The sequence below is a fragment of the Microvirga sp. P4_G7 genome (assembly GCF_056401005.1).
In genome coordinates, this window is the sequence record NZ_JBFUKD010000110.1 from 1 (window position 1) to 8,066 (window position 8,066).

The window sequence follows — 8,066 nt, forward strand, 5'->3', positions numbered from 1 at the left end:
GTATGCGGTCACCGAAGCCGCAGCTGACAATTGGGCGAAGGTGGGCGACCGCTTCGTCCTCGCCGACAAGCTCGCCGCGGACGTGTTCACCGCTGCGCGGGTGACCGGTTACGAGCGCGTCAAGGACGTGCTGCCGGTGATGATCGAGCGCTGTGCGCATCCGTTCCGTGGGCTCGAAGGCGCGAACGGCTATTGGGATTTCGATGTTCCGATGCTGCCCGCCGATTATGTGACGAATGATGCGGGAACGGGCTTCGTTCATACCGCGCCCGGTCACGGCGCCGACGACTACAACACATTCGTGAAGCACAAGGCCGTGTTCGAAGCGTGCGGTACGATGGAAGTTCCGCACACGGTCGGTCCTGATTCATCCTACTTTCCGAATATCCCTTTCTTCGCCGGCGAGCGGATCTACGACGACAAGGGCAAGGATGCGGGCGCCAACGAGGCGGTGATCAAGAAGCTCGTCGAGACGGGCGCGTTGATCGCCCGTGGCCGCCTGAAGCATCAATATCCGCATTCCTGGCGGTCGAAAGGACCGCTGATCTTCCGCAACACGCCGCAATGGTTCATTGCCATGGACAAGCCATTGGATCGCGAAGGCGACACGCTTCGCCAGCGGGCGTTGCACGCAATCGACGTTGTGCAGTGGGTGCCGGAGAGCGGTGAAAATCGCATCAACGGCATGATTGGCAATCGTCCCGATTGGGTCGTCTCTCGCCAGCGCGCATGGGGCGTGCCGATCGCCGTTTTCGTCAAGAAGGGCACCAACGAAATCCTCAAGGACGAGCGCGTCAACGCCGCGATCGCCGACGCGTTCGAGAAGGAAGGCGCCGATGCGTGGTATGCGGACGACGGCGCGCGCTTTCTGAAGGTCGGTGGCCACGACGTCGCCGATTTCGAAAAGGTGACCGACATCCTCGACGTATGGTTCGATTCAGGCTGCACGCACGCCTTCGCGCTCGAAAAGCGTGAGGACTTGCACGTCAACCGCAAGGTCGACGGCGGGCCCGATCAGGTGATGTATCTCGAAGGTTCGGAYCAGCACCGCGGCTGGTTCCACTCGTCGCTGCTCGAAAGCTGCGGGACGCGCGGCCGTGCGCCCTACGACGTCGTCGTCACCCACGGGTTCACTCTCGACGAGAACGGCCGCAAGATGTCGAAGTCGCTCGGGAACACCGTGGCGCCGCAGGATATCATTCGCGAGTCCGGCGCCGATATCCTGCGCCTGTGGACCGCATCGGTCGATTACTGGGACGATCAGCGGATCGGCCCCGAAATCTTGAAGACGACGGTCGAGACGTATCGCAAACTGCGCAACACGATCCGCTGGATGTTGGGCTCGCTCCACCATTTCCACGAGACGGACAAGGTAGCCGTCGAGACGATGCCCGAATTGGAGCGCTTCGTTCTTCACCGTCTCTCCGAGCTCGACGGCGATATCCGCGAGGCTTATGCGTCCTACGATTACAAGCGCGTGATCGCCCTGCTCAATTCGTTCATGACGACGGATCTGTCGGCGTTCTATTTCGACGTTCGCAAGGACGCGCTGTATTGCGATCCTCTGTCGAGCCATGTCCGCAAGAGCGCGCTCACGGTGGTGGACCAGGCATTTCGCTGCGTTACGACCTGGATCGCGCCAATCCTCGCGTTCACCGCGGAGGAGGCTTGGCTGGAAAGGTATCCGCAGGCCGAGTCCGTCCATCTCGAGACCTTTGCTTCGGTCCCAGCCGCATGGCGTGACGAGACCCTGGCGGCGCGATGGGCGAAGATCCGCCGCGTTCGCCGCGTGGTCACCGGCGCGCTTGAGATCGAACGGGCGCAGAAGCGGATCGGCGCCAGCCTCGAAGCGGCGCCGGTCGTGTCGATCGCCGACCCTGATCTCTACAATGCCGTGCAGGGTGTCGATCTCGCCGAGATTTGCATCACGTCCGACATCGAGGTTGTTTCCGGCGAGGGGCCCGCTGACGCTTTCCGGCTCGACGACGTCAAGGGCGTCGCGGTGGTGCCGGCGCTGGCTGTCGGGCGTAAATGCGCGCGATCCTGGAAAGTCTCGCCGGATGTGGGGGCGGATCCGGATTATCCGGACGTGACGCCGCGTGATGCAGCGGCCCTGCGGGAATGGGACCGCGCGAGGGCGGCCGCGTGACCGCCCGCAAGGCTACGGCCGGACGGAGCCAGCCTGGATTAGTGGCGACGAAAGCCGCCCGCCTCGGCTTCGCGGCGGCATTGATCACGCTCGTTCTGGACCAGCTCAGCAAGGTCTACCTGCTGTTCTTCTTCGATCTCCCGGTGAAGGAGCCCGTGTCGCTAGGCCCCTTCGTCAACCTGATCGTCGTGTGGAACAGGGGTATTTCCTACGGCCTGTTTCAGCAGCATTCCGATCTCGGACGATGGATCCTGATCCTCGTCTCGATCGCGGCAGCCATCGGCCTGTCGTTCTGGATCAGGAGGACGACCGGCCTGTTGCTCGCGGCTTCACTTGGCCTCATCGTCGGAGGCGCGATCGGAAATGTCATCGATCGCCTCGCCTACGGTGCAGTGTTCGATTTCATCGAAATTCACGTAGGATCATTTTCCTGGTACGTGTTCAATGTGGCCGATGCAGCCATCGTTGCAGGCGTCGTCGGACTGCTTTATGACTCTTTTCTGTTGGAAAAGCGCCGCACACGCTAAGCGGGCGCTGGAAATCCTTCCGCTGCCATATGTTTGCCAGAAAGAGCAATCAGGCGTTCATGCGGAATTTGGGGATCAAGTGGTGGTGCCATGAAGGCTGTTCGAATCTTCGCTTGCGTGAGCGCGCTGTCGCTCCTTGCTGCCTCCGGCGCCGTCGCCGAAGAGGGCGAGGCGGTCAAGAGCCTCCTCGGCAGCATCGGAATCATCCCGAAAGAGAAGCCGCCCATCAACTATCATGAGCGCGCGCCCCTCGTCCTGCCGCCCAAGATGGACCTGCGTCCCCCTATGGCGTCCCAGGATCTCGAGGCGAACTCAAATTGGCCGAAGGACCCCGACGTCAAGGCGGCGCGCAAGGCTGCGGCCGACGCCAAGACGCCTTGGACCGAATCCGAGGCTTACCGGGCCAACCAGGGCAACCGCCTCTCGGTCGAAGAAATGCGGAAGTACCGCAATCCCAACAACTACGTGAAGGGCTCGGACGTGCCGCCTCCGGTGGGCCGCCAAGCCGACAAGAGCGTCATGAGCCCGGACGAGCTGCGCGCCTTCAGCAAGAAGGAAGACGTGAAGCTTGCGGGCGATGGGCTCGAACGCCGCTATCTCAGCGATCCCCCGGCTCAGCTCCTGAAATCCGCCAATGGCGAAAGGCTCAAGGCCTCCGTCGATCCGGCGCCCGTCGTGGACCCGGAAAGCCCTCTCGGCTTCATCATGCAGCAAAACAAGAACTGAGGTTCTGGGGGCCCGAAAGGGCCCCACTGCTTTTAGCCGAGGAAGATCGTGTCGCACTGAAAGAGTGCGCTGCTCCGCTTGCGTGTTATTCGAAACGCTTTTAGTTCCGTGGGAAATTCCTATGGATCTGCTTGATTCCGCTAAGGTTGAAGATGATGGACGTAGCCGCCAAGCTTGAATTGCGCACCGACGCGCCCCTCCACGGGCGAACGGAAGGCGGCGGGCCTGATGTGTCCTCGTTTTCGCTCGACAACGGCCTCGACGTCGTCGTCATTCCAGACCGCCGGGTCCCGGTCGCCACCCACATGGTGTGGTATCGTAACGGTTCGGCGGATGACCCGCTCGGCCAATCGGGCATCGCCCATTTCCTCGAACACCTCATGTTCAAGGGAACGGACAAGCACCCCGCCGGTGAGTTCTCCAAGGTCGTATCATCCCTGGGCGGTCAGGAGAACGCGTTCACGTCCTTCGACTACACCGCCTATTTTCAGCGGGTCGCGCGCGAGCACCTCAAGACCATGATGGAGTTCGAGGCGGATCGCATGACGAGCCTCGTGCTCGACGACGCGGTCGTCGCGCCGGAGCGGGATGTCGTGCTCGAAGAGCGGCGTATGCGTGTCGAGACTGACCCCGCCGCTCAATTGTCGGAGGCGATGGCCGCCTCGCTCTTCGTGCATCATCCTTATGGCATTCCGATCATCGGCTGGATGCACGAGATCGAAAAGCTCAATCGCAGCAACGCCCTCGACTACTACAAGCGCTTCTATACGCCTGAGAACGCCATCTTGGTCGTTGCCGGCGACGTCTCAGCCGATGAGGTGCGCCGCCTTGCCGACGAGACCTACGGCCGCGTGGCTCCCCGCGGTGCACGCCCTGTCCGCTTCCGCCCTCGCGAGCCCGAGCCCGTAGCGGCGCGTCATCTCACGGTCGCCGACCCCCAGCTCGAGCAGCCGACCATGCAGCGCCTCTACCTCGTACCTTCGAGCGGTACCGCGGATGGTCGTGACTGCCATGCTCTCGATCTCCTCGCCGAAGTCATCGGTGGTGGTCCGACGTCGTATCTTTATCGCAAGCTGGTGCTGGAGCGCGGCCTCGCCGTGAATGCAGGCGCCTGGTACATGGCCTCGGCCATGGAGGAGACGCGGTTCTGCGTCTATGCGGTTCCCGCGCAAGGCATCACGCTGGAACAGCTCGAGGCTGCCGTCGACGAGACCTTGAAGGCGGCGATCTCGGAAGCGTTGGACCTCGACGCGATCGAACGCGCCAAGACGCGTCTCGTCGCGGAGACGATCTATTCCACCGACAGCCAATCCTCGCTGGCCCGCATCTACGGTTCGGCGTTGGCKATCGGCGAGACCATCGACGACGTTCGGCGTTGGCCGGGCGAGATCGAAGCGGTGCTAAAGAGCGACCTCGCCTCCGTTGCGGAGCGCTTCCTGCTGCCGCGCCGCTCCGTGACCGGCTATTTGAAATCGGCGAGCTAAACGACGCCAATCTGAACGGGATCAAGATGACTTCTTCCGTCGAGACTTTATCCGCGTCTCCGACCAAGGTGCAGACGTTGACTTCACCCGGTGGAGTCGAAGCCTGGCATGTGGAATCCGACGTCGTACCTTTGATCGCCGTCGCTTTCACCTTTGATGGCGGCTCCGCACACGATCCCGTCGGCAAGCCCGGCGTCGCGCAATTGCTTTCACGCCTTCTCGATGAGGGAGCCGGCGAATTCAATTCGGATGCCTTCCAGGAACGGCTCGCTGGCCGGGCGATCGAACTGTCGTTCAATGCCGGTCACGATGCCGTCGGTGGTTCGCTCAAGACGCTCGTCAAACACGCGGACGAGGCGTTTGAATTGCTGCGCCTCGCCCTCGCAGAGCCGCGCTTCGATCAGGATGCGATCGAACGCGTGCGCGCTCAGAGCATTGCCGGGCTTCGCTATCAGCAGAATGACCCCGGCGTGATGGCGACGCGTCGCTTCTTCGAGGTGGGTTTCGCCGGGCATCCCTATGGCCTCCCGACATCGGGGACGATCGAGAGCGTCTCCGCGATCACCCGCGACGATCTCGTTGCGATGCATCGCGCGATCATTGCCCGCGGGCGCGTCAAGATCGCCGTTGTGGGCGCCATCGACGCGGAGCGTCTCTCGCAGCTCCTCGACAAAGTGTTCGGTGACCTGCCGCAAGCTCCGCCGCTGCCCGTCGTCGAACAAACCGAACTGCAAGGAAGTGGATCACGCTACGTCGTCGACATCGACGTCCCCCAATCTGTCATCCGATTTGGCACCAAGGGTATCGCGTGGCGGGATCCCGACTTCATTCCGGCTTACGTGCTCAACCACATCCTCGGCGGCGGTGCATTCACTTCGCGCTTGTTCCAGGAGGTGCGTGAAAAGCGTGGCCTCGCCTACAGCGTCGGTAGTTCGCTCGTGAGTTACCGCGCCGCTGCAATGACCTGGGGCTACACGGCAACCAAGAACGAGCGCGTCGGCGAATGTCTCGACGTGATCGTAGGCGAAATGATGCGACTGAAGGAAGAGGGACCGTCCGACGAAGAATTGCAGAAGGCGAAGGATTATCTCGTCGGCTCGTATGCGCTCGGATTCGATACCTCGACGAAGATCGCCCACACACTGGTGCAGATCGCCTTCGAGGACCTCGGCATCGAATACATCGCTCGCCGCAACGCTCTCGTGACAGCCGTGACCCAGGACGATATCCGCCAGGCCGCCGAGCGCACGATCGGTGACGGCCAACTGTTGACGGTGATCGCAGGTAGGCCCACGGGGTTGTGAGGGGTTTCGCTCGCAACAGCCTCGCACCCTAGCCGTCGGCCCCCCGCTGCCCTACTGTCCCGCTCCTGTTTTCGAATCGGAGTCCCGGACATGCCCCTGAAGCAATCGATCGATCTCGCCTTGTCCTCGAACATCGGTGAGGGCGGGGCGCCGCAATCGGCCATTGATGCGGCCCTGACGGTGGTCGGCAAGGCGATGAAACGGTTGGCCGAAGACGATTCGAGTGGACGGTTGCCGCTCCTCCACATGCCGCAGACGACATCGGACTTCGATCAGATCCGGGAAGCCGCCGCTTGGCTCCGGCGCGACGCCACGGACGTGGTCTTTCTCGGCACCGGCGGTTCGAGTCTCGGCGGACAAACGCTGGCGCAGTTGAAGGATTATGCAGTGCCTGGCGCCGGCCGCTTCGCCGACGGACCGCGCGTCCACTTTCTCGACAATCTGGACCCGATCACCTTCGACCACGTCCTGCACCGGCTCCCCCTGTCCTCGACGCGGTTCGTCGCGATCTCGAAATCCGGTGGTACGGGCGAGACCCTGATGCAGACCATCGCGGTGCTCTCGGCTCTCKACCGCGCCGGMCTGAAGGCACGGCCGGGCGAGGTGTTTCTCGGTCTGTCGGAACCGCGCAAGGACGGGGGAAAGAACGCTTTGCGCGATCTGCTCGAACCGGAGGGCGTACGGTTTCTCGAACATCACACCGGCATCGGCGGCCGGTACTCCGTTCTCACCAATGTCGGGCTCTTGCCGGCGGCCGTGATGGGGCTCGACATCGCCGCGATCCGCCAGGGCGCCGCCGATGCCTACGCGCCGTTCCGAGAGGGACGTGCGGCTCAGGATGCGCCGGCTGCCGTTGGCGCGGCGTTGAACATCGCCATGATCCTCGAAGGCAAGAACACGACCGTCACGATGGCCTACGCCGATCGGCTCGAGCGATTTACCCGCTGGTGGGTGCAGCTCTGGGCGGAAAGCGTGGGCAAGAACGGCAAGGGCTCGCAGCCCGTCGCCGCGATCGGGCCGGTCGATCAGCATAGCCAATTGCAGCTCTACCTCGCAGGTCCCAACGACAAATTCTTTACGATCATGACGACGAGCGTTGCGGGACAAGGTCCGATCATGGACGAAAAGCTTTCGCGACGCGCCGGCGAGCCGGGTTTCGCCGGTAAGCGCATCGGCGATCTCGTTGCGGCGCAAGGCCGCGCCACTGCGGATACGCTGGCGAAGAACCACCGCCCGACCCGTCGCATTCACATCGAAAAGCTGGACGAGCGCGCGATGGGTGAAATCCTGATGCATTTCATGCTGGAGACGATCCTGGCGGGCTATGCGCTCGGCGTCGATCCGTTCGACCAGCCCGCAGTGGAAGAGGGTAAGATTCTCGCCAAGCAATACCTGGCCCAAGCGAACTTGGCCCAAGCGAACTCGGCCTAAGCGAACCCGGCTTAGGCGCGCTGAGGGACGCTGCCGCTGGTGTCGAAGGCCGGAACTCCCTATCATTCCTGATCAATCCGGAGCCCGAATCGCGCCCATGTCCGTCCGCCGCCTCGATCCTATTCTGGTCGACCGCATCGCTGCGGGTGAGGTGGTGGAGCGGCCTGCCGCTGCGGTCAAAGAGCTGATCGAGAACGCCATCGACGCCGGCGCCACTTCGATCGAGATCACGATCGAGGCCGGGGGACGGCGCCTCATCCGCGTCGTCGACGACGGGCACGGAATGACGCCGCAGGATCTGGAACTGGCGGTCGAACGGCACGCGACTTCCAAATTGCCCGACGGCGATCTCTTCGCCATCCAGACCCTTGGCTTTCGCGGCGAGGCCCTGCCGTCGATCGGCGCGGTCGCACGCCTGTCCATCACGACGCGCACGGTCGATGCC

At 62.9% G+C, this 8,066-nt stretch carries 7 protein-coding genes; all 7 read left to right on the plus strand.

Going from position 1 to position 8,066, the window contains the following annotated elements; translation table 11 throughout:
• The coding region (locus AC1DT3_RS07425; RefSeq protein ID WP_477464614.1) for an isoleucine--tRNA ligase at positions 1–2,149 on the plus strand (2,149 nt) is incomplete at its 5' end.
• Positions 2,150–2,190: 41 nt separating this feature from the next.
• Positions 2,191–2,676, plus strand: coding sequence for a signal peptidase II (gene lspA, locus AC1DT3_RS07430; RefSeq protein WP_477464619.1), 486 nt, complete (start codon positions 2,191–2,193; stop codon positions 2,674–2,676).
• Between the two features lie 90 nt (positions 2,677–2,766).
• Complete coding sequence (locus AC1DT3_RS07435) at positions 2,767–3,402, plus strand: hypothetical protein (protein ID WP_477464615.1); 636 nt, start codon at positions 2,767–2,769, stop codon at positions 3,400–3,402.
• A gap of 155 nt (positions 3,403–3,557) precedes the next feature.
• On the plus strand, positions 3,558–4,886 hold the full coding sequence (locus AC1DT3_RS07440) for a M16 family metallopeptidase (RefSeq protein WP_477464620.1): 1,329 nt from the start codon (positions 3,558–3,560) through the stop codon (positions 4,884–4,886).
• Positions 4,887–4,912: 26 nt separating this feature from the next.
• The gene (locus AC1DT3_RS07445) at positions 4,913–6,190 is read left to right on the plus strand and encodes a M16 family metallopeptidase (RefSeq protein ID WP_477464616.1); all 1,278 of its coding nucleotides are present in this window, start codon (positions 4,913–4,915) and stop codon (positions 6,188–6,190) included.
• A gap of 90 nt (positions 6,191–6,280) precedes the next feature.
• Positions 6,281–7,621, plus strand: coding sequence for a glucose-6-phosphate isomerase (locus tag AC1DT3_RS07450; RefSeq protein ID WP_477464617.1), 1,341 nt, complete (start codon positions 6,281–6,283; stop codon positions 7,619–7,621).
• Between the two features lie 97 nt (positions 7,622–7,718).
• Positions 7,719–8,066 (plus strand): DNA mismatch repair endonuclease MutL (gene mutL, locus AC1DT3_RS07455; RefSeq protein WP_477464618.1); only part of this gene is annotated, 348 nt, incomplete at its 3' end.